Source organism: Streptomyces sp. NPDC127177, from assembly GCF_042672475.1.
Lineage (GTDB): Bacteria > Actinomycetota > Actinomycetes > Streptomycetales > Streptomycetaceae > Streptomyces.
This window is the reverse complement of record NZ_JBHXUW010000006.1, coordinates 57,848-84,087: the sequence shown is the minus strand read 5'-3', so window position 1 is coordinate 84,087 and position 26,240 is coordinate 57,848. Positions and strand designations below refer to the sequence as shown.

The window sequence follows — 26,240 nt, the reverse complement described above, 5'->3', positions numbered from 1 at the left end:
CTTGGAGAGCGACAGGATGGAGAACGTACTGCGCCCGGTGATCGTCGTCGGCGGTTCGGTGGTGATCACACTGCTGGTCGGCTGGCTGGCCGACCTGCTGCTCAGGCGGGCCGACGGGCGGCACCACGAGACCCCGTTGTGGGGGCTGCTGCGACGCTGCCGGATACCGTTCCAGGTCATTCTCTGCACGGCGCTGCTGCGGGCCAGCTACACCCACACCCGGCTCGATCCGATCAGGGACCACCGCGCGGGCATCGGGCAGCTGCTGACGCTGGTGATGATCGGCGCCTCGGCCTGGCTGGTGGTGCGGATCGCCATCGCGGTGGTGGACTCGGTGTACGCGCGCTACGCGGCGAACACCCGGGACCCGGCGCGGGTGCGACGGGTACGGACGCAGGTGACGCTGATCCAGCGCGTGGTCATCGCGGTCGTGACCACGGTCGCCGCCGCAGCGATGCTGCTGACGTTCCCGACGATGCAGGCCGTGGGCACCTCGATGCTGGCCTCCGCCGGTGTCCTCGGCATCGTCGCCGGTGTCGCCGCCCAGTCCACGCTCGGCAACCTCTTCGCGGGCCTGCAGATCGCCTTCGGCGACATGGTGCGCATCGGCGACACCGTGGTCGTGGACGAGGAGTGGGGCACGATCGAGGAGATCACGCTGACCTTCCTCGCGGTACGGACGTGGGACGAGCGGCGGATCACGATGCCGGTCTCGTACTTCACCAGCCAGCCCTTCGAGAACTGGTCGCGCGGCGGTGCGCAGATGACCGGTTCGGTCTTCTTCCACCTGGACCACTCGGCGCCGGTGGCCGCGATGCGCGAACAGCTGCGGGACATCCTGGGCGACTGTGCCGCGTGGGACGGCCGGGACTGGTCGCTGGCCGTCACGGACACGACGCCCTCCACGGTCGTGGTGCGCGCGGTGGTCACGGCCAAGGACGCGGACGACATCTGGACGGTGCGCTGCGCGGTCCGGGAGCAGCTGATCGGCTGGCTGCGCGATCACCACCCGTACGCGCTGCCGCGCATCGCGACGGGGCCCGCTGCGCAGCCGCCCAGCGACGACCGGGCCCTCCCGCCCCACCCGCGCGCGAAGCCGGCGGGCCGGGCCAGGGCGCCGCGCACGGGCCGCGGCTGACCGGCCCGCCGGGTGCGGGGTCAGCGCAGGCTGCGTACGTCCAGCTGTCGCAGCACCCGGTCGACGATCTCGGGGTCGGCGCCCGCCTCGCTGCGCGCGGCGAGCACCGCGTGGCGGGCGGCCGACATCATCTCGCGCTGGATGCGGCTGATCGCCTTGAACCGCTCGGTGCGCTTCGCGTACGCCTCGCGCCGCTCGTCGTCGACCATGTCGGGGCTGATCCTGGCCCCCACGTCGTAGGCCATCCGCTGGAGGCGCTCCATGACGTCCTCGGGGAACTCCTCGACCTCCTGGATCTCCTTGAGCCGCTGTTTGGCGGCCTTCGCGGCCCTGACAGCGAGGTCCTTCTCCAGCGCCTCCTCGGCGTCGGTGTCCGCCTTGACCCGCAGCTTGCGCACCAGCCAGGGCAGCGTCAGCCCCTGGAAGACCAGGGTGACCATGATCACGGCGAAGGCGATGAAGACGATCTCGTCGCGGCCCGGGAAGGGTTTTCCGTCGTCCGTCTTCAGCGGAATGGCAAGGGCCAGCGCGACGGACGCCACCCCGCGCATCCCGGCCCACCACATGACGACGGTCTCCCGCCAGCCGGTGGGGATCTCCTCGCTGACGTCGCGGCGGGTGTGCAGCCGCTTGGCCAGCCAGGTCGCCGGCAGCAGATAGAGCAGCCGGACGCCGACGACGACCACGACGACGGCCAGCGCCCAGCCGGCCATCTCCAGTTCGCGCCCGTCGGCGGTGCCGAAGACGTTGTGCAGTTCGAGGCCGATCAGTCCGAAGGCCACACCGGTGACGAGGGTGTCGACGATCTCCCAGAAGGTGCGGCCGGTGAGCCGGCCGAGCACGTCGTCGGCGTCGGCGGTGTGCTCGGCGAGGAAGAGGGCGGTGGTCAGGACGGCGAGCACGCCGGAGCCCATCAGCTCCTCGGCGAGTACGTAGCTGACGAACGGCACCAGCAGGGTGAGCCCGACCTGGAGGGTGGCGTCACCGAGCAGGCCCATGAGTTTGATGGTGAGCCAGCCGAGCGCGAGGCCCACGGCCACCGCGACGACGGCGGAGAGGATCAGGAGTCCGAACGCCTCCGGGAGCGAGAAGGTGCCGCTCACCGCGGCGGCGATCGCCACGTGGTAGAGCACGATCGCGGTCACGTCGTTGAACAGGCCCTCGCCCTCCAGGATGGAGACGAGCCTGCGGGGCAGCCCGACCGAACCCGCGACGGCGGTCGCCGCGACCGGGTCGGGGGGTGCGACGAGCGCGCCCAGCGCGACGGCGGCGGCGATGGGCAGACCGGGGACGATCGCGTTGGCGACCGCGGCCACGGCCGCCGTCGTCAGGAAGACGAGCGCCACGGCCAGCAGGAAGATCGGCCGCTTGTTGGCGGCGAACTGCCGCCAGGACGTGCGTTGCACGGAGGCGTAGAGCAGCGGCGGGAGCAGCGCGGGAAGAATGATCTCCGGCGGGATGTCCACATTCGGTACGAAGCTGAGGAAGGCCATCCCGACGCCCGCGAGCGTCATCAGTACCGGCGCGGGGAGCCCCAGCTTGTCCCCGAGTGGCACAGTGACCACCGCTCCGAGCAACAGCAGGAGCAACAGGGCCATTTGGTCCACGAGGTGCCTTCCGGAGCGCGGCGAGCCGGCCTCGGTGATCGGCCGATACGGAGCTCCAGCCTGCCATGCAGGGGCCGCAATCCCGACAACACCCCCTCCGCCGCAACGGCGGTGACCACCCCGCGGGCACCTACGAGGGCGTGTCCAGCGCGCGGCGCATCGCCCGGTGCGGGATGCCCGCGTCGGGGAACTCGGGGCCGTAGGCCTCGTAGCCGAGCCGTTCGTAGAAGCCGAGCGCGTGCGTCTGGGCGTGCAGGTCGACGGCGGCCAGGCCGAGGTCACGGCCCGCGTCCTCGATGGCCCGCACCAGCGCCGCGCCGACCCCGAGGCCGCGCGCCTGCCGGGTCACCGCGAGCCGGCCCAGCGAGCCGACCCCGAGGTCACCGCCGGTCTTCGCCTCCGTGCCGGGGCCGTGCAGCAGCCGTCCGGTACCGAGCGCCGTACCGTCCGCCGCGACGGCGATGACATGCACCGCGTCCGCGTCGTAGGCGTCGTACTCGATCTCCTCGGGCACGTTCTGCTCACCGACGAAGACGTCCTTGCGCACCTGGAAGCAGGCGGCGCGGTCCTCATCGCCGGTGACGGTGCGGGTGGTGTACGAGTCAGGTGTGCCGGTCATTCGCTCTCCGCCGCGATCCGGTCGAGGGCCTGCTGGAGGTCGTCGGGGTAGGTGCTGGAGAACTCCACCCAGCGGCCGTCGGAGGGGTGCTCGAAGCCGAGCCGGACGGCGTGCAGCCACTGCCGGGTCAGGCCGAGCCGCTTGGCCATCGTCGGGTCGGCACCGTAGGTCAGGTCGCCGACGCAGGGGTGGCGGTGGGCGGACATGTGCACCCGGATCTGGTGCGTACGGCCGGTCTCCAGCTTGATGTCCAGGAGGCTGGCGGCGCGGTACGCCTCGATGAGGTCGTAGTGCGTGACCGACGGCTTGCCCTCGGCGACGACCGCCCACTTGTAGTCGTGGGTGGGGTGGCGGCCGATGGGGGCGTCGATGGTGCCGCTCATCGGGTCCGGGTGCCCCTGGACCAGCGCGTGGTACTTCTTCTCGACGATCCGGTCCCGGAACTGGGCCTTCAGCAGGGTGTAGGCGCGCTCGGACTTGGCGACGACCATCAGCCCCGAGGTGCCGACGTCGAGCCGGTGCACGATGCCCTGGCGCTCGGCGGCGCCCGAGGTGGAGATCCGGTACCCGGCTGCCGCGAGGCCGCCGATGACGGTGGTGCCGGTCCAGCCGGGGCTCGGGTGAGCGGCGACGCCGACCGGTTTCATGATCACGACGATGTCGTCGTCGTCGTGGACGATCTCCATGCCCTCGACGGGCTCGGCGACGATCTGGACGGGCGCGGGAGCCTGCGGCATCTCCACTTCCAGCCAGGCGCCGCCCCGCACCCGTTCGGACTTCCCGACAACCGAACCGTCCACCTGCACCTTCCCGGCGGCGGCCAGCTCAGCGGCCTTGGTGCGGGAGAAACCGAACATGCGGGAAATGGCGGCGTCCACACGCTCGCCTTCCAGGCCATCGGGTACGGGCAGGGTTCGGATCTCGGGATGCGTACTCACCTGTCGAGTATGCCTTGCCGTCCCTAGTCCTTGTGCACGGTGCCGTCGGGGTCCAGACCCTTGAAGGAGAGGATCACGATCAGGATGCCGCCGCAGACGATCGCGGAGTCGGCCAGGTTGAAGACGGCGAAGTGGGCGGGGGCGATGAAGTCCACCACCGCGCCCTCGAAGACGCCCGGCGCCCGGAAGACGCGGTCGGTGAGGTTGCCCAGCGCACCGCCGAGCAGCAGCCCCAGCGCGATGGCCCACGGCAGGCTGTAGAGCTTGCGCGCCAGCCGGGCGATCACCACGATGACGGTCGCCGCGATGATGGTGAAGATGATCGTGAAGGCCTCGCCCAGGCCGAACGCGGCCCCCGCGTTACGGATCGCGTCGAGCCTGAGCCAGTCGCCGAAGATCTCGATCGGCTCCTGGTGCTCCAGCTTCGCCACCACGAGCATCTTGCTGCCCAGGTCGAGCAGGTACGCGAGCACGGCGACGCAGAAGAGCAGGATGATCCGGCGCCGGCGCCTGGCCGGCGACCGGTCGACCGCCGCCTCCCCGTCCTGGTCGACGGTGTCCGCGACCTGCTGGTCCGGGTCGCCGGCCCCGTCGCTCCGCCCCGGCTCGGCTCCGTCGTGTCCCTCAGCCTCAGGGATGTCCGGCGTACCGATGATGCGCTCCGCCTCTGCCACGTGAGTCCCTCAACCTAGTTCCCGACTGAGGACGAGGGTACGACACACCGGTGGCGATCAGCCGCGTCGCTCCTGCTTCTGTTTGTCCTCGACGCAGAGGGTGGCCCGGGGGAAGGCCTGCATCCGCGCCTTGCCGATCGGATTGCCGCAGATCTCGCAGAGTCCGTACGTCCCCGCTTCGAGGCGGGCGAGCGCCCGCTCGGTCTGTTCCAGCGTCTCCTGGGCGTGCGCGGCGAGCGACATCTCGTGTTCGCGGGTGATGTTCTTGGTGCCGGTGTCCGCCTCGTCGTCACCCGCCCCGTCCCCGGAGTCCCGCATCAGACCGGCCAGTGCCGCGCCCGAGGTCTCCAGCTCATTGCGCAGCCGGGTGATCTCGCCGGTCAGCTCGGACCGCGCGGCCTCGACCTCCTCCGGCGTCCAGGGATCCTCGCCCGGACGTACGGCCAGCTCCCCGGGCGTGGTCGCGACGGCGCGGGCCGGGGGCACGGGTGCCGCGCTCCGGCCGGCCGGCCGGGTCCTGGCCGCGCTCTTCTTGGCTACCACCGTGTGGTCTCCCGTCTGCTCGGCGGCCTCGGCCGCCCCCGTGGCCGCCGTGGCGGCCTTCTTCGAAGCCTTCTCGGCCGTGGACTTCCCGGCTGCGGTCTTCTTCGGGGCGGCCTTCCTGGCCGCCGCCTTACTGGTCGCCGTTTTCTTGGTCGCCGCCTTCTCGGCAGCCTTCCTCGTCGTCTTCTCCTCGGCCGCCGTGCCCGTGGATTGCGCTGACGCCGTCTTCTTTGCGGCGGTCTTCTTCGCCACCATGGCCGCGGCCCCTTCACACATTGTGATCTTGCTCGCGAGTCGTGCTGGGACGATAAGTCGACCCCAGCCGCGCGGCAACGGGGCACGCCGCCGAATCGCCCCTCCCCGTGTCCGGATCACAGTGCGCCTGAAACCGTTGTGCCCAGCTCCCCGCCGGGTAATCCGCCTTCCGCTCCCCCGCACGGCCGCGCCGGGACTCCGTACGCCGCGTCTGGCCATTCGGGTCAGGCCGGGCCCGCCCCCAAACCGGTCGGCCGACGCGGCCCCGGGCCCGTACACTGGGCCCAGCGAGAGGCATGGATGGGACGAGTAGCGTCGTACGCAGCCAGGAGCGACCCGGGGACGGTGGAAGCCCGGGGGCGAGCGCGTCGTGAAGATCACCCGGAGCTGCCGGAAGAAAGCCTTGGACAGTGGGGTCCGCCCACGGACGCAAGGCGAGTAGAGCCGGCATCGCACCCCAATGAGGGGGCCACGGGCACACACCCGGGGCCAAGGAGGGTGGTACCGCGGGAGCCGAGAGGTTCTCGTCCCTCCGACGGAAGTGGAACACGTCCGCCGGAGGAAGCCCGCACATGACATCGCCGCTGTACCGCCAGGTACCCGCCCAGGTCGACCTGCCCGCGCTGGAGCACGCAGTGCTCGACTTCTGGCGCGAGAACAAGGTGTTCGCCAAGACCCTCGAACAGTCCGACGGCCGCCCGGAGTGGGTCTTCTACGAGGGCCCGCCGACCGCCAACGGCATGCCCGGCGCCCACCACATCGAGGCCCGCGTCTTCAAGGACGTCTTCCCGCGCTTCCGCACCATGCAGGGCTACCACGTCGGCCGCAAGGCCGGCTGGGACTGTCACGGTCTGCCGGTCGAGCTCGCGGTCGAGAAGGAGCTGGGCTTCAACGGCAAGAAGGACATCGAGGCGTACGGCATCGCCGAGTTCAACGCCAAGTGCCGGGAGTCGGTGACCCGGCACACCGACGCCTTCGCCGACCTCACGACCCGGATGGGCTACTGGGTCGACCTCGACGACGCGTACCGCACGATGGACCCCGAGTACGTCGAGTCCGTGTGGTGGTCGCTGAAGGAGATCTTCAACAAGGACCTGCTGGTCCAGGACCACCGCGTCGCCCCCTGGTGCCCGCGCTGCGGCACCGGCCTCTCGGACCACGAGCTGGCCCAGGGGTACGAGACGGTCGTCGACCCGTCGGTCTTCGTGCGCTTCCCGCTCACCTCCGGCCCGCTGGCCGGTGAGGCCGCGCTCCTGGTCTGGACGACGACCCCCTGGACCCTGGTGTCCAACACGGCCGTCGCCGCGCACCCCGAGGTCGAGTACGTCGTGGCGACGAACGGCGAGGAGAAGCTCGTCGTCGCCAGGCCGCTCGTCGAGAAGGCGCTGGGCGAGGGCTGGGAACTCACCGGGCAGTCGTTCACCGGCCGCGAGATGGAGCGCTGGACGTACGAGCGCCCGTTCGCGCTGGTGGACTTCCCCGCGCCCGCGCACTACGTCGTCAACGCCGAGTACGTGACGACCGAGGACGGTACGGGGCTGGTCCACCAGTCCCCCGCCTTCGGCGCCGACGACCTCCTGGTCTGCAGGGCCTACGGCCTGCCGGTGGTGAACCCGGTCCGTCCCGACGGCACCTTCGAGGAGGACGTCCCGCTGGTCGGCGGTGTCTTCTTCAAGAAGGCCGACGAGGCGCTCACCGAGGACCTCTCGGACCGCGGTCTGCTCTTCCGGCACGTCCCGTACGAGCACAGCTACCCGCACTGCTGGCGCTGCCACACCGCCCTGCTGTACTACGCGCAGCCGTCCTGGTACATCCGCACGACCGAGGTCAAGGACCGCCTCCTGGAGGAGAACCAGAAGACCAACTGGTTCCCCGACTCGGTCAAGAACGGCCGGTACGGCGACTGGCTGAACAACAACATCGACTGGGCGCTGTCCCGTAACCGCTACTGGGGAACCCCGCTGCCGATCTGGCGCTGCGAGGACGACCACCTCACCTGCGTCGGCTCGCGCGCCGAGCTGAGCGAGCTCACCGGCACCGACCTCTCCGGGCTCGACCCGCACCGGCCGTTCATCGACGAGATCACGTTCACCTGCTCCCACGAGAGCTGCCAGCTGGAGGCCTACCGCGTCCCGGAGGTCATCGACGCCTGGTACGACTCGGGTTCGATGCCGTTCGCGCAGTGGGGCTACCCGCACAAGAACAAGGAGATCTTCGAGAGCCGCTACCCGGCGCAGTTCATCTCGGAGGCGATCGACCAGACACGCGGCTGGTTCTACACGCTGATGGCGATCGGCACGCTCGTCTTCGACAAGTCCAGTTACGAGAACGTCGTGTGCCTCGGCCACATCCTCGCCGAGGACGGCCGGAAGATGTCCAAGCACCTGGGCAACACCCTCGAACCGATCCCGCTCATGGACCAGCACGGCGCCGACGCGGTCCGCTGGTTCATGGCGGCGGGCGGCTCCCCGTGGGCGGCACGCCGCGTCGGCCACGGCACGATCCAGGAGGTCGTCCGCAAGACGCTCCTCACGTACTGGAACACGGTGGCCTTCCAGGCCCTGTACGCCCGTACGTCGAACTGGGCGCCGTCGGCGGCCGATCCGGCCCCGGCCGACCGCACGGTCCTGGACCGCTGGCTGCTCAGCGAGCTGAACGCGCTGGTCGACCAGGTCACCCAGGCGCTGGAGGGCTACGACACCCAGCGCGCCGGCAAGCTCCTCTCGGCGTTCGTCGACGATCTGTCCAACTGGTACGTACGCCGCTCCCGTCGCCGCTTCTGGCAGGGCGACAAGGCGGCGCTGCGCACCCTGCACGAGGTGATCGAGACGGTCACCCGGCTGCTGGCCCCGCTGACCCCGTTCATCACCGAGCGGGTCTGGCAGGACCTGATCGTGCCGGTCGTCACGGACGTGCCCGAGTCGGTTCACCTGTCGTCCTGGCCGAAGGCCGACCTGTCGGCGGTCGACCCGGCCCTGTCCACGCAGATGGCGCTGGTCCGCCGGCTGGTCGAGCTGGGCCGGGCCACCCGTGCCGAGTCGGGCGTCAAGACCCGTCAGCCGCTGTCCCGGGCCCTGGTCGCGGTCTCGGGCTTCGAGAGCCTCTCCCCCGAGCTGCACGCCCAGATCACCGAGGAGCTGAACGTCTCCTCGGTGGCCGCGCTGTCCGAAGTGGGCGGTTCGCTGGTCGACACGACGGCGAAGGCGAACTTCCGGGCGCTGGGCAAGCGGTTCGGCAAGGGCGTCCAGGCGGTGGCCAAGGCCGTCGCGAACGCGGACGCGGCGGCTCTCTCCCTCGCCCTGCGCGAGGGCACGGCGTCGGTGGAGGTCGACGGCGAGACGGTCACCCTCTCCCCCGACGAGGTGATCATCACCGAGACCCCGCGCGAGGGCTGGTCGGTCGCGTCCGACTCGGGCGCCACGGTCGCACTGGACCTGGAGATCACTCCGGAGCTGCGGCGGGCGGGCCTGGCCCGTGACGCGATCCGCCTGATCCAGGAGGCCCGCAAGAACAGCGGCCTGGACGTGGCGGACCGCATCGCCGTCCGCTGGACGTCCACGTCGCCGGCGACGGCGGAGGCGCTGACCGAGCACGCGTCACTGATCGCGGACGAGGTCCTCGCCCTGGACTACGCGCAGGGCGAGGGGGAGGCGGCTTACGGCGAGCCGTTCGAGGACGAGGGGCTGTCCCTGACGTTCCGCCTCCGCAAAACGAGCTGACCCGCCCCCTGAAGGGCCCGGCCGGAACCCTCCGGCCGGGCCCTTCCCCTTTGCGCCCCTCCACACCCCTCCACAGCCCTCCCGGCCCCTTCCCGAACCCGGGGCCCGCCCCGCCAAGGCACCATCCAGCCCCCTCGGAGCACCACCCAGCCCCGCGAAGGCACCACCCACCCAGCCCCTCACGCGATTGAGGAACGGGGGTCCGGGGGGGGAGCCCCCGGGATGCGACGCAGACGGAGCCCCGAGAGGGCACACGCACCGGCCACGGCAAAGGGCCGGGCCCCGGGGAAACCCCGGGGCCCGGCCCTCAGCCTGCCGACGGCTACGCGCTCATCGCGCGCCTGCCGCTCAGTTGTCGTCCTCGTCGATCAGGAACCCGCGCATCGGCGAAGGCGCCTGCTGCATCGGCTGCGGCGCCTGCGGCCGCACCGGCGCCATCGGCTGGGTCATCGCCGGTGACATCTGCTGCTGGCCACCGTACGAGGGGCCACCGCCCATGGACGGGTTGCCGCCCATCTGCTGGTTGCCGTGACCGCCGTGGTTGCCGCCCATGGTGTGGCCCATGGCACCCGCACCGGCCGGAGCCAGCGAGGGCGACGGCGGCAGCGAAGCGGTCGCCGGGGTCCGCGGCGGGGCGAGCGAGTCGTCCGCCTGGGTCTCCAGCTGACGCAGCTGGCTCTCCAGGTAGGACTTCAGACGGGTCCGGTACTCGCGCTCGAAGCCACGCAGGTCCTCGACCTTGCGCTCCAGCGTCGCGCGGGCCGACTCCAGCGAGCCCATCGCCACGCGGTGCTTCTCCTGCGCGTCCCGCTCGAGCGCGTCCGCCTTGGCACGCGCGTCGCGCTCCAGGCCCTCGGCACGGCTGCGCGCCTCGCCGACGATCTTGTTGGCCTCGGAACGGGCCTCCGCGATCGCCTGGTCGGCGGTCTGCTGCGCCAGGGACAGCACACGGGCGGCGCTGTCGCCACCGGGACCCTGCTGCTGCATCTGCGGCGGCTGCTGCTGCTGCTGCATCTGCTGCATCTGCTGCTGCTGGGGGTTGTGACCGCCCATGGGGCCGCCCATCGGGCCGCCCATGGGACCGCCCTGCATCGGGCCGGGGCCGTGCGGGCCCTGCGGACCGGGGCCGTGCGGGCCCTGGGGGCCGTGACCGCTGGGACCGGCCGGCAGCTGAGGAGCTCCTCCGGGCAGCTGGGGCGGACCCATCTGCGGGGGCTGCTGCTGGACCGGCGGACCAGATATGGCGGCGGGCACCGGTGCGCCGGGCCGGTCCTGCTGCTCCGGCTTGCGCATACCTTGCTGCTGCTGGTTCTGCGCGGCGGCACGCGTGGCGGCGGCCAGCTTGGCGCGCAGGTCCTCGTTCTCACGGAGCAGGCGGGTCAGCTCCGATTCGACCTCGTCGAGGAAGGCGTCAACCTCGTCCTCGTCATAGCCTTCTCGGAGGCGGACCGTCGTGAACTGCTTGTTCCGCACGTCCTCGGGGGTCAGCGGCATCTCTTCTTCACCTCTACGTAGTCGTCGGCAGTCGGCAAGACCGTATCGCTCACAACCTGATCACGACGCTGATCAGGATGGAAACGATGATCATCAGAACGAAGAAGGACAGGTCGAGTGCCACGCCCCCGAGACGCAGCGGCGGGATGAATCGCCGCAGGAGCTTGAGCGGTGGATCGGTGACTGTGTAAGTGGTCTCGAGTACGACCACCATCGGCTTGCCCGGCTGCCATGAACGTGCGAACTGGAAGACGTAGTCCATGACCAGCCGGAAGATCAGCACGATGAGGAAACACATCAACGCGATGTAGACAACACTTTGTGCGACGCCCATCTCTCGCGCTTCCCTCTCCCCTGGCTCTCGTAGCTCCGGCCTCTCGGCCGGGTGGTTCCCGTGTCGTGTTCTCAGCTCTGGTTGAAGAATCCGCCCTCTGCGATGCGGGCCTTGTCCTCCGCCGTGACATCGACGTTAGCAGGCGACAACAGGAACACCTTCTGCGTCACTCGTTCAATGCTGCCATGGAGACCGAAGACAAGTCCCGCGGCAAAGTCGACAAGTCGCTTCGCGTCCGTGTCGTCCATCTCCGTGAGATTCATGATCACCGGGGTGCCCTCACGGAAGTGTTCCCCGATGGTACGGGCCTCGTTGTAGGTCCTGGGGTGCAACGTGGTGATGCGGTAGGGCTCCCGCTCGGACACAACCTTGGGCATGACCACCGGTGCGTTCTTCTCCAAGTTCGAGCGTTCAGGTGTGATGGATGCCACGGGGGCGATCCGGGCGGGTCGCTCCCGATCCGCCGGGATCTGGACCGGCTCCCGCTGCGCCGGAGGCTGCACCACTCGTACCGGTTCGTCCCGCTCCCGCTCCACCTGATGCGCGGGCTGGTGCCGGCGGCGGTCCCGCTCCGGCTCCGGCTCGGGTTCGAATTCGTCGTCGGGGTCGAACCCCGGGCCGTCGTACCCATCGTCCTCCACGAGGCCGAGGTAGACCGCCATCTTGCGCATCGCGCCGGCCATGCTCTGAGTCCTCCGCTCTGTGGTGGATCGGCATCTGTCACCAAGTGCCCGCGATCCACTGTGGCCTACCCGCCATGGGCGGTAATGACCATATTTTCTGCTGTGGTCCGACTTGCTTGGCGACGTTACCCGAGCCCGGGTCGGACTCCGAGTACCGCAGTACCGACGCGCACATGTGTCGCTCCGGCCGCGACCGCGTCCTCGAGGTCCGCACTCATCCCCGCAGAGACCATGTTCGCAGCCGGATGGTTCCCGCGCAGCCGGGATGAGATTTCCATCAGCCGGTCGAACGCCGCCCGTTGCCTTCCGGCGAACGGTCCGGCGAGCGGAGCGACGGTCATCAGACCGGCCGGAGTCAGTCCGGGGGCCGATTCGACCGCCGCGGCCAACTCCTCGACCCCGTCCGGTGCGACGCCGCCGCGCTCCCCCCGTTCACCGCTCTCCGCGTCGAGCGCGACCTGGATGAGACATCCGAGCTCACGCCCCTCGCGGCTCGCCGCCGCCGAGAGTGCGGTCACCAGCTTGACACGGTCCACCGACTGCACGACATCGGCATAACTCACCACAGAGCGAACCTTATTCGTCTGCAGTTGACCGACAAAGTGCCAGGTAAGGGACAGATCAGCACATGTGGCGGCTTTGGGTGCCGCGTCCTGGTCGCGATTCTCCGCGACTTGACGGACGCCGAGTTCGTGCAGGATCCGCACATCGCTCGCGGGGTAGGTCTTGGTGACCACGATGAGGGTCACTTCTTCCCGCTTGCGACCGGCGGAAGCGCAGGCGGAAGCAATGCGTTCCTCCACCTGTGCGAGATTCGCGGCGAGTTGATGCTTACGGTCCGTCATGCCCTATCAGTCCAACCAGACATATCCGGCGAGCCGCCCCGTGGTGCGGTCGCGTCGGTACGAGAAGTGGTCGCCCGATTCGAGGGTGCAGACGGGCGACATGTGCCGGTCTGTGACCCCGAGGGCATCGAGCTGGGCGTGGACTCCGGCGGTGACATCCACCGCCGGGGTCCCCCAGCTGGTCTCGGACCAGGAGGCGGGGACGCTCGCGGCGACCTCGTCCCGCATCCGGGCCGGGACCTCGTAACACCGTCCGCAGACGGCCGGCCCGGTCCGGGCGATGATCCGGGAGGTGTCCGCGCCGAGCCGGATCATGGCCTCGACGGCGGCCGGCACGACTCCGGCGACCAGACCCGGACGGCCCGCATGTGCGGCTGCGACGATTCCGGCGACCGGATCGGCGAGCAGTACAGGGGTGCAGTCCGCGGTGAGGACGGCGAGCGGGAGTCCGCGCCGCGCGGTCACCAGCGCGTCCACGGCGGGAATCGCCGGGTCTTCGCCCCAGGGGCCTTCGACCACGGCGACGTCCCGGCCGTGGACCTGGTTCATCCAGACGACCTGCGCCGGATCGAGTCCACAGCCGCGGGCGGCGCGCTCACGGTTGGCGAGAACGGCGGCGGGGTCGTCACCGACCGCGCCGCCGAGGTTGAGCTCCGCATACGGGGCGGCGCTCACCCCTCCCCACCTGTCGGTGAAGGAGAAGTGGGCGCCGCCCCCGGAAGAAACCGAATCCGTTGAACTCACTGCGTGTTGCGGACCTATCACTTCAAGAAGTCCGGAACATCCAGCTCTTCGGCCTGGGAGTCCTGGTAGGGACGGGCCGGCGGGACGTGCGGCGGAGCGACCGGCGGGAGGTGGCTCTCGTTGGCCGCCGGCACCGGCTCGGCCTGGGCCGGGGTCTCCTCACGCGGGGGAACCGAACCGAGTCCGCTCGTCTGGCGCACGGGCTCGGTGGTCCGGACCGGCGTGGCCGGCTCCTCGCGCTTGGCGGAGTTCGCGCCCAGGACGTTCTCGCGACGGGTCGGCGGCTGTCCGCCGTCGAAGCCCGCGGCGATCACGGTGACCCGCACCTCGTCGCCCAGCGCGTCGTCGATGACCGCGCCGAAGATGATGTTCGCCTCGGGGTGCGCCGCCTCACTGACCAGTTGGGCGGCCTCGTTGATCTCGAAGAGACCGAGGTCGCTGCCGCCGGAGATGGAGAGCAGGACACCGCGGGCGCCGTCGATGGACGCCTCCAGGAGGGGCGAGGAGATCGCCATCTCCGCGGCGGCCACCGCGCGGTCGTCGCCGCGCGCCGAGCCGATACCCATGAGCGCCGATCCGGCCTCGGACATGACCGACTTGACGTCGGCGAAGTCGAGGTTGATCAGACCCGGGGTGGTGATGAGGTCGGTGATGCCCTGGACACCCGAGAGCAGCACCTGGTCGGCCGACTTGAACGCGTCGAGCACGCTGACCTGGCGGTCCGAGATGGACAGCAGTCGGTCGTTGGGAATGACGATGAGGGTGTCGACCTCTTCGCGGAGTTCGGCGATGCCGTCCTCCGCCTGGTTCGCGCGACGCCTGCCCTCGAAGGTGAACGGGCGGGTGACCACGCCGATCGTCAGGGCGCCGAGCGAGCGCGCGATGTTGGCGACGACGGGTGCGCCACCGGTGCCGGTGCCGCCGCCTTCGCCTGCGGTGACGAAGACCATGTCGGCCCCCTTGAGGACCTCCTCGATCTCCTCACGGTGGTCCTCTGCCGCCTTGCGACCGACGGCCGGGTTCGCCCCGGCGCCGAGGCCACGGGTGAGTTCACGGCCGACGTCGAGCTTGACGTCGGCGTCGCTCATCAACAGGGCTTGCGCATCAGTGTTGATCGCGATGAACTCGACGCCCTTGAGACCGACCTCGATCATTCGGTTGATGGCATTGACACCACCGCCGCCGACACCGATGACCTTGATGACTGCGAGGTAGTTCTGCGGTGCTGCCACGTCGAAGGCCTCTCGCCTCGAGTTACGTGTCGTCGCTTGGCGGTAGTCCCGCCGCGACGACGGATGCCGATTGGGACGGTCCGAACGCCGACCCAAACCCTAACGTTGAAGTTTAGGGTTACCAGTGTGTCTGCTTCATGGACTCTTCCGAACAGGACACTAAGTCGACAAGTGGCGCACGTTCAACGAACACGCCGAACCTCCCGTTTTTCTTTTCACCCTATGTGATCACCCGTAGCGCTGACCAACCAGGGTGCTGGCCAGGCCGAATGTGCGTCAACTACGCGACACCGCAGGAGCGGTGGGTGCACTCACGTCGAAGTGTCCCGCTTTGGGAGCGGCTTTCATGAGGGCGGTGAGGACTTTCGCCTTCACCGCACCTTCTTCACCACTCCCCCAGATCACCTCACGGTCCCCGGTGAGTTCCAGCGAGACCGAATCGTACGAGGTGACCCGCACGACCCGGGTGTCCCTGGAGATGGTTCCCGGAAGATCACCCGCGACGCGAACTGCTTCCCGCACCAGCCGGTCACCGCCGAAACGACGCAGACTCGCTGACTGATCAGCCGTCAATTCCAGCAGAGGTACGCGTCCGGGCGCCTTGTCCACCGTGGCGAAGCGCACGCCTTTGGCATCCACTTCAATGAACTTTGCGCCCTTTTTCACCAAAAGGACCGGCTTCCGTTCGGTCACCTTAAGTCCGATGCCGTGCGGCCATGACCGTACGACATCCACCGAATCGATACGAGGCAACTTCTGGCGCAACCGGCCGGCGATGGCGTCCGTGTCCACGGAAATCAGCGGGGAGCCCATCGGCACCCCGGCCGCGGCCTCCACCTCGGCCGGTGACAGTACGTCGACACCGGTGATCCGGACCTTCTCGGTGCGGAGCCAGGAAGAGCCGTAGAGGGCCCAGACGGCTCCGGAGCCGAGCACCAGCACGGCCGCGACGATCACGACCAGCAGTCTGCGCCGGGACATCCGGCGCCCGCCGGCGTCCGGGCGCGGCGGGCGGTCCGGCTTCTCCTCCTGCTGCCCTGCACCGCGCTGGGCGGTCGTCGGTCCGGCCACGCTCGCTCCTTACGCCGGGTCCGGGGGCGCCGCCCCCGGACCCGTCCGCCTCACGCGCCTCGGCGTGCGGCAATCGCCTCGTACACCATGCCGACCAGCAGGTCGTCGGCGTCCCGGCGGCCGAACTCGGCGGCCGCGCGGGACATTTCGTACAGTCGGTGCGGATCCGACAGGACCGGAAGGACGTTGCCCTGGACCCACTCGGGGGTGAGCGCCGCGTCGTCCACCAGCAGACCGCCGCCGGCGTTGACCACCGGCTGGGCGTTGAGCCGCTGTTCGCCGTTGCCGATGGGCAACGGGACGTAGGCGGCGGGAAGCCCGACGGCGGAGAGTTCGGCGACGGTCATCGCGCCCGCGCGGCAGAGCATCATGTCGGCCGCGGCGTACGCGAGGTCCATCCGGTCCACGTACGGTACCGGGATGTAGGGCGGCATCCCGGGCATGTTGTCCACGCGCGGCATTTCGTTCTTCGGGCCGACCACGTGCAGGATCTGGATGCCGGAGCGCTGCAGCAGCGGAGCGACCCGCTGGACCACCTCGTTGAGGTGGCGGGCGCCCTGCGAGCCGCCGGAGACCAGCAGCGTCGGCAGGTTGGGGTCGAGGCCGAAGGCGTTGCGCGCCTCGGGACGGACCCGGGCCCGGTCCAGGGTGGCGATCGTGCGGCGCAGCGGGATGCCGATGTAGCGGGCACCGCGGAGCTTGCTGTCGGGGGTGGAGACGGCGACCCCGTGCGCGTACCGCGAACCGATCTTGTTGGCCAGGCCCGGCCTCGCGTTGGCCTCGTGGACCACGATCGGCACCCCGGCTCGCTTGGCGGCGAGGTAGCCGGGGAGCGCGACGTAACCGCCGAAGCCGACCACGCAGTCGGCCTTGGTGCGTTCCAGGATCTGCTCGGCGGCCTTGATGGTGCCGCGCAGCCTTCCCGGGACGGTGATGAGTTCGGGGGTGGGCTTGCGCGGCAGCGGCACGGCCGGGATCAGGGCGAGTTCGTACCCCCGCTCGGGTACGAGTCTTGTCTCGAGTCCGCGCTCCGTGCCGAGAGCGGTGATTCCCACGCTCGGGTCCTGCCTGCGCAGGGCGTCCGCGAGGGCAAGCGCGGGCTCGATGTGGCCGGCGGTCCCCCCACCGGCGAGTACGACATGCACCGAAATTCACCGCTCTCCGGACGGACGCTTCTTGATGCGCCGTCTCATCGTCTTCCATCTCACCCCGGGCCTCCGCATGGCCAGGGCCGCCTTCGCGGCGGGATCCTCCCGCGCGAACGCGATGAGCAGCCCGACTGCGAACATGGTCGGCAGCAGGGCCGACCCTCCGTAGGAGAACAGCGGGAGCGGGACGCCGGCGATCGGAAGCAGACCGAGCACCGCACCGATGTTGATCACGGCCTGAGCCGTGATCCAGGTGGTCACACCTCCCGCGGCATACCTCACGAAGGGGTCCTCCGTGCGTCCGGCCACGCGGATACCCGCATAGCCTAGAGCCGCGAAGAGGGCGAGTACCGACAGCGTCCCCGCCAACCCCAGTTCCTCCCCGGTGATGGCGAAGATGAAGTCCGTGTGCGGCTCGGGGAGTTGACCCCATTTTTCCACGCTCGCACCGAGTCCGGATCCGAACCAGCCGCCGGACGCAAGGGCGTAGATACCGTGTACGGCCTGCCAGCACGAACCACCCGGTCCGGGTTCGCTCGCGCCCATGCAGTCGAGCCTGGACATCCGGTTCGGACTGGTCTTGATCAGCACGAAGCCGATCAGCCCGGCGGTGGCGAGCACTCCGGCGAACAGCCGGGTGGGTGCCCCTGCCAGCCAGAGCAGCCCGAAGAGGATGGCCGTGAGAATGATCGCAGTGCCCATGTCACCGCCGAGCATGATCAGCCCGAGCAGCATGAAGGCGACCGGGACGAGCGGCACGAGCATGTGCTTCCACTGGGTCAGCAGTCGCTTGTCCTGTTTGCGGGCCAGCAGATCGGCCCCCCACAGGACGAGGGCGAGCTTGCCGAACTCGCTGGGCTGGAGCTGGAAGGGGCCGCCCAGGTAGAGCCAGTTCCGGTTGCCGTTGACCGACATCCCTATCCCCGGCACCTGGACCAGCACCATCAGGAAGACGGCGCCCATCAACAGCGGGTAGGACAGGGCCCGGTGCAGTTTGACCGGCATCCGGGCGGCGACGGCCATCAGCCCGGCCCCTATGACGGCGGCCAGGAACTGCTTGCGGAAGAAGTAGGTGCCCGGCTTGTCGAGTTCCAGCGCCTTGATCATCGAGGCGGAGTAGACCATCACGAGACCGAGCACGGTGATGAGCAGCCCGGCACCCAGGATCAGGTAGTACGCGGTCAGCGGGCGGTCCCAGGCCCGGCGTGCCTGCTCGTAGAGGCGCCGCACCCCACCGCCGCGAGGGGTGCGGGGGCTGCCCGTGGTCCTGGAGCGGGCCGCCGGGGGCCGCCGGGAGCCCGCTGCGGAGCTGACGCGCAGGGCGGGGCCCGATCGCAGGGGGCCGCCTCCCGCGGCCGCGAGAAGGGGTGGGCGGAGCGTCCGGCTGATCGCCGGGGTCGCCCGTGAGCGGCCCCTGCCGGGTGCGGCAGAGCTCTCTTCGGCCGGCATGGTCCCTGTCCCCTCCACTGCTCGTGCCCGGGGCCTCGGTGCCGAGGGCACGGGCCCCCGGCACAGCCGTACGTGCCCGGTTGCCCCGGGACGGTACGGCGTGGGGGCCGGGCCCGTCAGGCGCTCTCGGCGGCGAGTGCGCGGACGGCGTCCGCGAAGGCCTCGCCCCGCTTGTTGTAGTTGACGAACATGTCCATCGAGGCGCAGGCCGGGGCCATCAGTACGGTGTCTCCCGGCCTGGCGAGCCGTGCCGCCTCGCGGACCGCCTCGGACATCGCCCCAGTGTCGGTCCGGTCGAGGTCGACCACCGGGACCTCGGGCGCGTGTCGCGTGAGGGCTTCGTGGATCAGGGCCCGGTCCGCGCCCATCAGTACGACACCCCGCAGGCGCTTCGCGCACCCGGTCACCAGCTCGTCGAAGGTGGCGCCCTTGGCCAGGCCCCCGGCGATCCAGACGATCGGCTCGTAGGAGGCCAGGGAGGCCTCGGCGGCGTGGGTGTTGGTGGCCTTGGAGTCGTCGATGTAGGCGACTTCGTCGATGTCCGCGACGTGCTCGATGCGGTGGGGGTCCGGGCGGAAGGCCCGCAGCCCGTCCCGCACGGCGGCGGGCTCGACGCCGAAGGCGCGGGCCAGCGCGGCGGCCGCCAGCGCGTTGGCGATGTTGTGCGGCGCGGGCGGGTTGACGTCCGCGACCTCGGCGAGTTCCTGGGCCTGCTTCTGCCGGTTCGTCACGAAGGCGCGGTCGACGAGGATTCCGTCGACGACGCCGAGCTGCGAGGGCCCGGGAGTGGAGAGGGTGAAGCCGATCGCCCGGCAGCCCTCCTCGACGTCCGCCGCACGCACCAGGTCCTCGGTGGCACCGTCCGCGGCGTTGTAGACGCAGGCGACGGTGTTGCCCTCGTAGATCCGGCCCTTGTCGGCGACGTACGCCTCCATGGAGCCGTGCCAGTCGAGGTGGTCGGGGGCCAGGTTGAGTACGGCGGCGGAGTGGGCCCGCAGCGAGGGCGACCAGTGCAGCTGGTAGCTGGAGAGCTCGACGGCGAGGACGTCGTACTCCTGGTCGCCGAGGACCGCGTCCAGCAGGGAGACGCCGATGTTGCCGACGGCGGCGGTGCGCAGTCCGGCCGCCTCCAGGATCGAGGCGAGCATCCGTACGGTCGTGGTCTTGCCGTTGGTGCCGGTGACCGCGAGCCAGGGGGCCGGCTCCCTGCCGTCCCGTCCGCGCAGCCGCCAGGCGAGTTCGACGTCACCCCAGATGGGGACGCCCGCCTCGGCGGCCGCGGCGAACAGTGGCTTGCCGGGCTGCCAGCCCGGGGTGGTGACGATGAGCTCGGTGGAATCCGGCAGGGTGGCCCCGTCGCCGAGGCGCACGGTGATGCCCTGCGCCTCCAGCTCCGCGGCCTGGGCGCGGGAGCGCTCGTCGTCGCCGTCGTTGACGACGGTGACGACGGCGCCGAGACCGTGCAGCACCCGGGCCGCCGGGATCCCGGAGACCCCGAGTCCGGCGACCGTGACGTGCTTGCCCTGCCAGTCCACGTTGCTCACTTCTTGGCTGCCCATCCTGCGTAGAAGAGGCCGAGACCGACGATCACGCACATGCCCTGGATGATCCAGAAGCGGACCACGACAAGGACTTCGGACCACCCCTTGAGTTCGAAGTGGTGCTGGAGCGGCGCCATCCGGAACACCCGCTTGCCGGTCATCTTGAACGAGCCGACCTGGATGACGACGGACATCGTGATCATCACGAAGAGGCCGCCGAGCACCGCCATCAGGAACTCGGTGCGGGAGCAGATCGCCAGGCCGGCGAGGGCTCCGCCGAGGGCCAGCGAACCGGTGTCGCCCATGAAGATCTTGGCGGGCGAGGTGTTCCACCACAGGAAGCCGAAGCAGGAGCCCATCAGCGCGGAGGCCACGACCGCGAGGTCGAGTGGATCTCGTACCTCGAAACAGGCGCTCGGGTTGGTGAGGGTGGCCGCGTTGGCGCAGGACTCCTGGAACTGCCAGAGGCCGATGAAGGTGTACGCGCCGAAGACCATCACCGAAGCACCGGTGGCGAGGCCGTCCAGACCGTCCGTCAGGTTCACGCCGTTGGACATGGCGAGAATCATGAAGAGCGCCCAGACCACGAACAGCACCGGGCCGATCGACCAGCCGAAGTCCTCGACGAACGAGAGCTTGGTGGAGGCGGGGGTGTTGCCGCGGGCGTCGGCGAACTGGAGCGAGAGCACCGCGAAGGCGATGCCCACGATCAGCTGGCCTGCCATCTTCGCCTTGGCGCGCAGGCCCAGTGAGCGCTGCTTGACGATCTTGATGTAGTCGTCGAGGAACCCGACGAGTCCCATCCCCGCCATCAGGAAGAGGACCAGCACGCCGGAGAAGCGCATGTCCTCGCCGGTGATGACCTTCGCCAGGACGTACGCGATGATCGTCGCCAGGATGAAGGCGATGCCGCCCATGGTGGGCGTGCCCTTCTTCGATCCGTGGCTGCGCGGGCCGTCGTCCCGGATGAACTGCCCGTATCCCTTGCGGGCCAGCAGCTTGATCAGCAGCGGGGTTCCGACCAGGGTCAGGAAGAGCCCGATGGCCCCCGCGAAGAGGATCTGCCTCATCGGCCGGCGACCTCGCCCTCGGTCGCGTTCTCCAGCAGTGCCGTAACGACCTGCTCCAGGCCGACCGACCGGGACGCCTTCACCAGCACGACGTCTCCCGGGCGCAGTTCACTGCGCAACAGGTCGACGGCAGCCTGTGCGTCGGACACATGCACCGACTCCTCACCCCACGAACCCTCGTTGTATGCGCCCAGTTGCAGCCAGGAGGCTTCTCTGCCCCCGACCGCGACGAGCTTGCTGACGTTGAGCCGGACGGCGAGCCGTCCGACCGCGTCGTGCTCGGTGAGCGAGGCGTCGCCGAGCTCGGCCATCTGGCCGAGCACCGCCCACGTACGACGCCCCTTCCCCATGGCGGCCAGCGCGCGCAGCGCGGCCTTCATGGATTCGGGGTTGGCGTTGTAGGCGTCATTGACGAACGTCACGCCGTCCGGACGCTCGGTGACCTCCATGCGCCAGCGGGAGAGGGTGCCCGCCTCGGAGAGCGCCTCGGCGATCTCGTCTGCGGACAGGCCCAACTCATGGGCGACGGCGGCCGCGGCGAGCGCGTTCGACACGTGGTGCTCACCGTACAGGCGCATGGTCACATCGCTGCACCCGGTGGGTGTGTGGAGGCGGAACGCGGGGCGTCCGTCCTCGGTCAGCCGGACGTTCTCTCCCCGTACGTCCGCATCCGCGGCTTCGCCGAAGAGCAGCACCCGGGCCTTGGTGCGGGACGTCATGGCGCGCACGAGCGGATCGTCGGCGTTGAGTACGGCGAGACCCTCCGCGGGGAGGGACTCGACCATCTCGCCCTTGGCCTGGGCGATCTGCTCGCGGCCGCCGAACTCGCCGATGTGGGCGGTGCCGACGTTGAGTACGAGGCCGATCCGGGGCGGGACGAGGCCGGTGAGGTAACAGATGTCGCCGATGTAGCGGGCACCCATTTCCAGGACCAGGTGCTGGGTCTCCTCGGTGGCGCGCAGAGCGGTCAGCGGCAGACCGATCTCGTTGTTGAGGTTGCCCGCCGGGTACACCGTGGGGCCCTTGCGCTCCAGGAGCTGGGCGATCAGGTCCTTGGTGGACGTCTTGCCGGCGGATCCGGTGAGGGCGACCACGGTGGTGCCCAGGCGCCCGACGACGGCGCGGGAGAGCGCGCCGAGCGCCGCCACGACGTCCTCCACGACGATCGCGGGAACCCCGACGGGACGGGCGGCCAGGACGACTGCCGCGCCCGCCTCGACGGCGCGCCGCGCGTAGTCGTGGCCGTCGACCCGTTCGCCGGCGAAGGCGACGAAGAGGCTGCCTTGCTTCACCTCCCGGGAGTCGATGACGACTGGCCCGCTGACGGTTGCTGCCGGATCCGGTATGTCGTACGACTGCCCGCCGACGATTTCGGCGATCTCGGCGAGTGAAAGGGCGATCACTTGGTCATCCCTGACTGTTGTTCTCGTGGGTGGGCGCACGGTGGGTGGTGCTCTCGTGGCCCAGGGACCGCTCGATGGCCTCGCGCAGGACCACCCGGTCGTCGAAGGGGCGGACCACGCCGTGGATGTCCTGGCCCTGCTCGTGGCCCTTGCCCGCGACGATCACGGTGTCGCCGGGCTCCGCTCGGCCGACCGCCGCAGCGATGGCGGCGGCCCGGTCGGCTTCGACCAGGACGTCGCCCCGTTCGTGCACGGGCACTTCGGCGGCGCCCGCGAGCATGGCGGCGAGGATGCCCAGGGGGTCCTCGGAGCGGGGGTTGTCCGAGGTCAGCACGGCGGTGTCGGAGAGCCGGGCCGCCGCGGCGCCCATCGGGCCGCGTTTGGTGATGTCGCGGTCGCCGCCGCAGCCGAGGACGATGTGGACCTTGCCCTCGGTCACCTTCTGGAGGGAGCGGAGCACCGATTCGACGGCGTCGGTCTTGTGGGCGTAGTCGACGAGCGCGAGATACGGCTGTCCGGCGTCGACCCGCTCCAGCCGGCCGGGCACCCCCGGCACCACGGCGATGCCGTCGGCGGCGGTCTGCGGGTCGATGCCCGCGACCGCGAGGGTGACGATCGCGGCCAGGGTGTTGGCCACGTTGAACGGGCCGGGCAGCGGCGCCTTGGCGGTGGCCCGTTCGTCCTTGGGGCCGACGACGGTGAAGGTGGAGCCGAGCTGGCCGACCTCGACGTCCTCGGCCCGCCAGTCGGCGTCCGGGTGGCCCTCGGCGGAGAAGGTGGTGATGGGGACGGTCGCCTCGGTGATCAGCCTGCGGCCGTACTCGTCGTCGAAGTTGACGACGCCCTGCCTGCTGAGCCGCGGGGTGAACAGCCGCGCCTTGGCCTGGAAGTAGTCCTCCATGCCGGAGTGGAACTCCATGTGCTCCGGGCTGAGGTTGTTGAAGACGGCGACGTCGAAGACGCAGCCGTCGACCCGGCCGAGCACCAGGGCGTGGCTGGAGACCTCCATGGTCACCGCGTTCACGCCGCGTTCGCGCATCACGGCGAACAGGGCCTGCAGATCGGTGGCCTCGGGGGTGGTCCGCTCGGACTTGATGCGCTCGTCGCCGATCCGCATCTCCACGGTGCCGATCAGGCCGGTGCCGCGTCCGGCGCCGCGGAAGCCGCCCTCGATGAGGTAGGCGGTGGTGGTCTTGCCGGAGGTTCCGGTGATGCCGATCTGGAGCAGGTCGGCGCCGGGGTGACCGTAGATCTCGGTGGCGAGTTCGCCCATCCGGCCGCGCGGGTCCTCGGTGACCAGCACCGGAAGTCCGGTGGCGGCGGCGCGTTCGGCGCCCGCCGGGTCGGTGAGGATGGCGGCCGCGCCGAGGCCGGCCGCCTGGGCGGTGAAGTCGGCGCCGTGGAGGCGGGCACCCGGCAGGGCCGCGTACACGTCTCCGGGGCGTACGGCCCGGGAGTCGTGGGTGATGCCGGTGACGTCGCCGGTGCCCGGCGGTTCGATTCCCAGCCGGGCGGCCAGCTCAGCGATGGAGGTCGGCCGCAGCCGATCCGGGCGGGGCGCTCCCGGGTAGTTCACAGGGGCGTCCTTCTGGGTGGTTCGGGACTGTTCAGCGTGGGGCACGGCGGTGAGCGTACCGGGAGCACCCGGCCTCTCGCGAAGTGAGGGGCCGGGGTCGCGGTGGTTCCCTTTCCGGTTCCCGGGATCAGGGGTGATGGTTGTCACTGGGTGGTCTCCCCGAGTTCACTCGCCGGGTTTGAAGGACACCGGCAGCCTGGCCGGCTCGCTGCCGGACGGCGCGGTCTGAAGCGTCTTCAGCGCGAATTCCATGACCTGCTTGTAGATCGGACCGCAGATCTGGCCGCCGAAGTAGCCGCCCTTGGTCGGGTTCTGGATCGCGCAGTAGACGGTGATCTGGGGGTCGTCGGCGGGGGCGAAACCGGCGAAGGACGCGGTGTAGCCGTGGTAGCCGCCGCGCACCGGATCGACCCGGTTGGCCGTACCGGTCTTGCCCGCGACGCGGTAGCCGGGGATCTTGGCCTTCGTCCCGGTGCCCTCCTCGTCGCCGACCACCGACTCCAGCATGCTCGCGAGGGTCTTGGCGGTCTTCGTGCTGACCACCCGGGACTGCTCGGGTGCCTCGGCCGCGGTGAAGCGGCCGTCGGCGCCCTTGGTGCCGCGGACCAGACTCGGTTCGATCCGGACCCCGCCGTTGGCGATCGTGGAGTAGATCGAGGCGGCCTGCATGGCGTTGAGCGAGAGCCCCTGGCCGAACGGGATCGTGTACTGCTGCGAGGTCGACCAGTCCTGCGGTTTGGCGAGGATGCCGGGGGTCTCGCCCGGGTAGCCGAGGCCGGTCGCCGAGCCGATGCCGAACTTGCGCAGGTAGGAGTAGAGCGTCTTGTTGGCCTGCGCCTGGGTCTTCCCGAGCTGTCCGGCGGCCAGGATGGTGCCGATGTTGCTGGACTTGGCGAGTACGCCGTTGAGCGTCAGGTACCAGGTGGGGTGGTCGATGTCGTCCTTGAAGAGCCGGTCGCCGCGGTGCAGCCGGTTGGGGACGGTGACGTGGGTGCCGGGGGTGGCGGCCCCCTCCTCCAGCACCGCGGCCATGGACATGACCTTGCTGGTGGAGCCGGGCTCGTACACGTCCTGGAGCGCCGCGTTGCCCAGCGACGCCGCGTCGGCCTGCGAGAGGTCGTTCGGGTCGAAGCCGGGGGCGTTGGCCATGGCGAGCACCTCGCCGGTGCGGGTGTTCTGCACGATGACGTAGCCGCGGTCCGCCTTGGACTTCTTCACCTGGTCGGCGATGGCCTTCTGGGCCGCCCACTGGATGTCGCGGTCGATGGTCAGCTCGATGTCGGAGCCCGCGACGGCCGGGACCTCCTTGGTGCCGGCCGTGGGCACCCGGCGGCCACCGGACTGGGCGTACTTGATCGTGCCGTCCTCGCCCGCGAGCTCCTTGTCGAGCTGCGATTCGAGGCCGCCCGCGCCCTTGCCCTCCGCGTTGACGTAACCCAGTATCCCGGCGGCGAGCCCCCCGTTGGGGTAGACGCGCTTGGTGGTCGCCTCCTGGAAGACACCGGCCAGCACGTTGGCTCCGGGGCCGCCGGCCGCCTTGTCCTTGGCGGCCTTCTCGGCGAAGACCGACTTGAGGTCCTTGATCTGCTTCCAGACCTGCGGGGTCTGCCGGCGGGCCAGCACCGCGTACCGGCTCTTCGGCTTCGCCAGCTTCTTCGTCAGTTCGGCGGCGTCGGCGCCGAGGATCGGCGCGAGCAGCGCGGCCGCCTGCTGGGGGGCGTCCGGGGCCTTGCTGTCGGCCGGGGTGAACATCTTGGGGTCGGCCGTGATGTCGTACGCGTCGACGCTGGTGGCCAGCGCGATGCCGCTGCGGTCGGTGATCTCGCCTCGCTCGGCGGCGACCGTGTAGCTGAGGTAGCGGTTCTTGTCGGCCTTCGCGGCGTAGGCGTTGGCGTCGACCGCCTGGACCTGTAGGAGCCGGACGACGAACGCGATCATGACGAGCGTCAGCGCGAGGCTGACCAGCCGCAGTCGCGGCCGCGGACTGCCGAGTCGCAGCGGGCGGCCGGACCGGCTGCGCTGGGTCCGCCCGCGCGCAGCGGCCGACGAGGGCCGCCGGCGGGCCTCGGGGCGGGGGCGGCCGGAACGGGGCGCCGCCTTGCGGGGGCGCGCCGGACCGGGGACCCGGCGTCGCGGTGGTTCCTGGGAAGGCACTGC

The 26,240-nt window shown here is 70.2% G+C and carries 21 protein-coding genes; 2 read left to right on the top strand and 19 right to left on the bottom strand.

Annotated elements, in window-relative coordinates; all coding sequences use genetic code 11:
- The first annotated feature begins 16 nt into the window (after positions 1-16).
- Positions 17-1,138: a mechanosensitive ion channel family protein gene (locus tag ACFVJX_RS06575; protein ID WP_384130519.1), complete on the top strand. Its 1,122-nt coding sequence runs from the start codon at positions 17-19 to the stop codon at positions 1,136-1,138.
- Between the two features lie 20 nt (positions 1,139-1,158).
- Here ACFVJX_RS06575 and ACFVJX_RS06570 read toward each other — a convergent pair whose 3' ends face one another.
- From ACFVJX_RS06570 to ACFVJX_RS06550, 5 genes are all read right to left on the bottom strand, one after another.
- Complete coding sequence (locus ACFVJX_RS06570; protein ID WP_384130382.1) at positions 1,159-2,745, bottom strand: Na+/H+ antiporter; 1,587 nt, start codon at positions 2,743-2,745, stop codon at positions 1,159-1,161.
- Positions 2,746-2,875: 130 nt separating this feature from the next.
- Complete coding sequence (locus ACFVJX_RS06565; protein ID WP_384130379.1) at positions 2,876-3,364, bottom strand: GNAT family N-acetyltransferase; 489 nt, start codon at positions 3,362-3,364, stop codon at positions 2,876-2,878.
- A complete protein-coding gene (locus ACFVJX_RS06560) occupies positions 3,361-4,302 on the bottom strand; it encodes an RluA family pseudouridine synthase (protein WP_384130377.1) in 942 nt (313 codons plus the stop codon). The genes ACFVJX_RS06565 and ACFVJX_RS06560 overlap by 4 nt, the downstream gene beginning before the upstream one ends.
- A 23-nt stretch (positions 4,303-4,325) precedes the next feature.
- Positions 4,326-4,976 carry a signal peptidase II gene (gene lspA / locus ACFVJX_RS06555; protein WP_384130374.1) on the bottom strand — a complete coding sequence of 217 codons (651 nt, stop codon included), beginning with the start codon at positions 4,974-4,976 and terminating at the stop codon, positions 4,326-4,328.
- Between the two features lie 57 nt (positions 4,977-5,033).
- A complete protein-coding gene (locus ACFVJX_RS06550) occupies positions 5,034-5,774 on the bottom strand; it encodes a TraR/DksA family transcriptional regulator (RefSeq protein ID WP_384130371.1) in 741 nt (246 codons plus the stop codon).
- Between the two features lie 572 nt (positions 5,775-6,346).
- On the opposite strand from ACFVJX_RS06550, the gene ileS reads away from it, so the two are divergent.
- Positions 6,347-9,493 (top strand): isoleucine--tRNA ligase, encoded by a 3,147-nt coding sequence (gene ileS / locus ACFVJX_RS06545; RefSeq protein ID WP_384130368.1) that lies wholly within the window; start codon positions 6,347-6,349, stop codon positions 9,491-9,493.
- A 348-nt stretch (positions 9,494-9,841) separates the two neighbouring features.
- Here the strand turns inward: ileS and ACFVJX_RS06540 are convergent, their stop codons facing one another.
- The 14 genes from ACFVJX_RS06540 to ACFVJX_RS06475 form a co-directional block, all read right to left on the bottom strand.
- Positions 9,842-10,987, bottom strand: coding sequence for a DivIVA domain-containing protein (locus ACFVJX_RS06540; RefSeq protein ID WP_384136464.1), 1,146 nt, complete (start codon positions 10,985-10,987; stop codon positions 9,842-9,844).
- 49 nt (positions 10,988-11,036) lie between these two features.
- Positions 11,037-11,321 (bottom strand): YggT family protein, encoded by a 285-nt coding sequence (locus ACFVJX_RS06535; protein ID WP_024493384.1) that lies wholly within the window; start codon positions 11,319-11,321, stop codon positions 11,037-11,039.
- A gap of 71 nt (positions 11,322-11,392) precedes the next feature.
- Complete coding sequence (locus ACFVJX_RS06530; RefSeq protein ID WP_384136462.1) at positions 11,393-12,004, bottom strand: cell division protein SepF; 612 nt, start codon at positions 12,002-12,004, stop codon at positions 11,393-11,395.
- Positions 12,005-12,129: 125 nt separating this feature from the next.
- Positions 12,130-12,849 (bottom strand): YggS family pyridoxal phosphate-dependent enzyme, encoded by a 720-nt coding sequence (locus tag ACFVJX_RS06525; protein WP_384136461.1) that lies wholly within the window; start codon positions 12,847-12,849, stop codon positions 12,130-12,132.
- Between the two features lie 6 nt (positions 12,850-12,855).
- The gene (gene pgeF, locus ACFVJX_RS06520) at positions 12,856-13,614 is read right to left on the bottom strand and encodes a peptidoglycan editing factor PgeF (protein ID WP_384136460.1); all 759 of its coding nucleotides are present in this window, start codon (positions 13,612-13,614) and stop codon (positions 12,856-12,858) included.
- Positions 13,611-14,825: a cell division protein FtsZ gene (gene ftsZ / locus ACFVJX_RS06515; RefSeq protein WP_384136458.1), complete on the bottom strand. Its 1,215-nt coding sequence runs from the start codon at positions 14,823-14,825 to the stop codon at positions 13,611-13,613. Before ftsZ ends, pgeF begins: the two co-directional genes overlap by 4 nt.
- Before the next feature lie 276 nt (positions 14,826-15,101).
- Positions 15,102-15,896, bottom strand: a complete 795-nt coding sequence (locus ACFVJX_RS06510) for a cell division protein FtsQ/DivIB (protein ID WP_384136456.1) — start codon at positions 15,894-15,896, stop codon at positions 15,102-15,104.
- 50 nt (positions 15,897-15,946) lie between these two features.
- The gene (gene murG / locus ACFVJX_RS06505) at positions 15,947-17,041 is read right to left on the bottom strand and encodes an undecaprenyldiphospho-muramoylpentapeptide beta-N-acetylglucosaminyltransferase (protein ID WP_384136454.1); all 1,095 of its coding nucleotides are present in this window, start codon (positions 17,039-17,041) and stop codon (positions 15,947-15,949) included.
- A gap of 6 nt (positions 17,042-17,047) precedes the next feature.
- Positions 17,048-18,493: a putative lipid II flippase FtsW gene (gene ftsW, locus ACFVJX_RS06500; protein ID WP_384136452.1), complete on the bottom strand. Its 1,446-nt coding sequence runs from the start codon at positions 18,491-18,493 to the stop codon at positions 17,048-17,050.
- Positions 18,494-18,609: 116 nt separating this feature from the next.
- Positions 18,610-20,052, bottom strand: coding sequence for a UDP-N-acetylmuramoyl-L-alanine--D-glutamate ligase (murD, locus tag ACFVJX_RS06495; protein WP_384136450.1), 1,443 nt, complete (start codon positions 20,050-20,052; stop codon positions 18,610-18,612).
- Positions 20,034-21,104, bottom strand: coding sequence for a phospho-N-acetylmuramoyl-pentapeptide-transferase (gene mraY, locus ACFVJX_RS06490; RefSeq protein WP_123469991.1), 1,071 nt, complete (start codon positions 21,102-21,104; stop codon positions 20,034-20,036). Before mraY ends, murD begins: the two co-directional genes overlap by 19 nt.
- On the bottom strand, positions 21,101-22,507 hold the full coding sequence (murF, locus tag ACFVJX_RS06485) for a UDP-N-acetylmuramoyl-tripeptide--D-alanyl-D-alanine ligase (protein WP_384136447.1): 1,407 nt from the start codon (positions 22,505-22,507) through the stop codon (positions 21,101-21,103). The genes mraY and murF overlap by 4 nt, the downstream gene beginning before the upstream one ends.
- A 4-nt stretch (positions 22,508-22,511) precedes the next feature.
- On the bottom strand, positions 22,512-24,230 hold the full coding sequence (locus ACFVJX_RS06480) for a UDP-N-acetylmuramoyl-L-alanyl-D-glutamate--2,6-diaminopimelate ligase (RefSeq protein ID WP_384136446.1): 1,719 nt from the start codon (positions 24,228-24,230) through the stop codon (positions 22,512-22,514).
- Positions 24,231-24,248: 18 nt separating this feature from the next.
- Positions 24,249-26,237, bottom strand: a complete 1,989-nt coding sequence (locus tag ACFVJX_RS06475) for a peptidoglycan D,D-transpeptidase FtsI family protein (protein ID WP_384136444.1) — start codon at positions 26,235-26,237, stop codon at positions 24,249-24,251.
- Positions 26,238-26,240 lie beyond the last annotated feature (3 nt).

Bases quoted from the DNA above. Each gene is read 5' to 3' on its own strand.
- ACFVJX_RS06575 (WP_384130519.1), top strand. From the start codon at position 17: ATGGAGAACGTACTGCGCCCGGTGATCGTCGTCGGCGGTTCGGTGGTG.
- ACFVJX_RS06565 (WP_384130379.1), bottom strand. From the start codon at position 3,364: ATGACCGGCACACCTGACTCGTACACCACCCGCACCGTCACCGGCGAT.
- ACFVJX_RS06550 (WP_384130371.1), bottom strand. From the start codon at position 5,774: ATGGTGGCGAAGAAGACCGCCGCAAAGAAGACGGCGTCAGCGCAATCC.
- ileS (WP_384130368.1), top strand. From the start codon at position 6,347: ATGACATCGCCGCTGTACCGCCAGGTACCCGCCCAGGTCGACCTGCCC.
- ACFVJX_RS06540 (WP_384136464.1), bottom strand. From the start codon at position 10,987: ATGCCGCTGACCCCCGAGGACGTGCGGAACAAGCAGTTCACGACGGTC.
- ACFVJX_RS06535 (WP_024493384.1), bottom strand. From the start codon at position 11,321: ATGGGCGTCGCACAAAGTGTTGTCTACATCGCGTTGATGTGTTTCCTC.
- ACFVJX_RS06530 (WP_384136462.1), bottom strand. From the start codon at position 12,004: ATGGCCGGCGCGATGCGCAAGATGGCGGTCTACCTCGGCCTCGTGGAG.
- ACFVJX_RS06525 (WP_384136461.1), bottom strand. From the start codon at position 12,849: ATGACGGACCGTAAGCATCAACTCGCCGCGAATCTCGCACAGGTGGAG.
- ftsW (WP_384136452.1), bottom strand. From the start codon at position 18,493: ATGCCGGCCGAAGAGAGCTCTGCCGCACCCGGCAGGGGCCGCTCACGG.
- murD (WP_384136450.1), bottom strand. From the start codon at position 20,052: ATGGGCAGCCAAGAAGTGAGCAACGTGGACTGGCAGGGCAAGCACGTC.
- mraY (WP_123469991.1), bottom strand. From the start codon at position 21,104: ATGAGGCAGATCCTCTTCGCGGGGGCCATCGGGCTCTTCCTGACCCTG.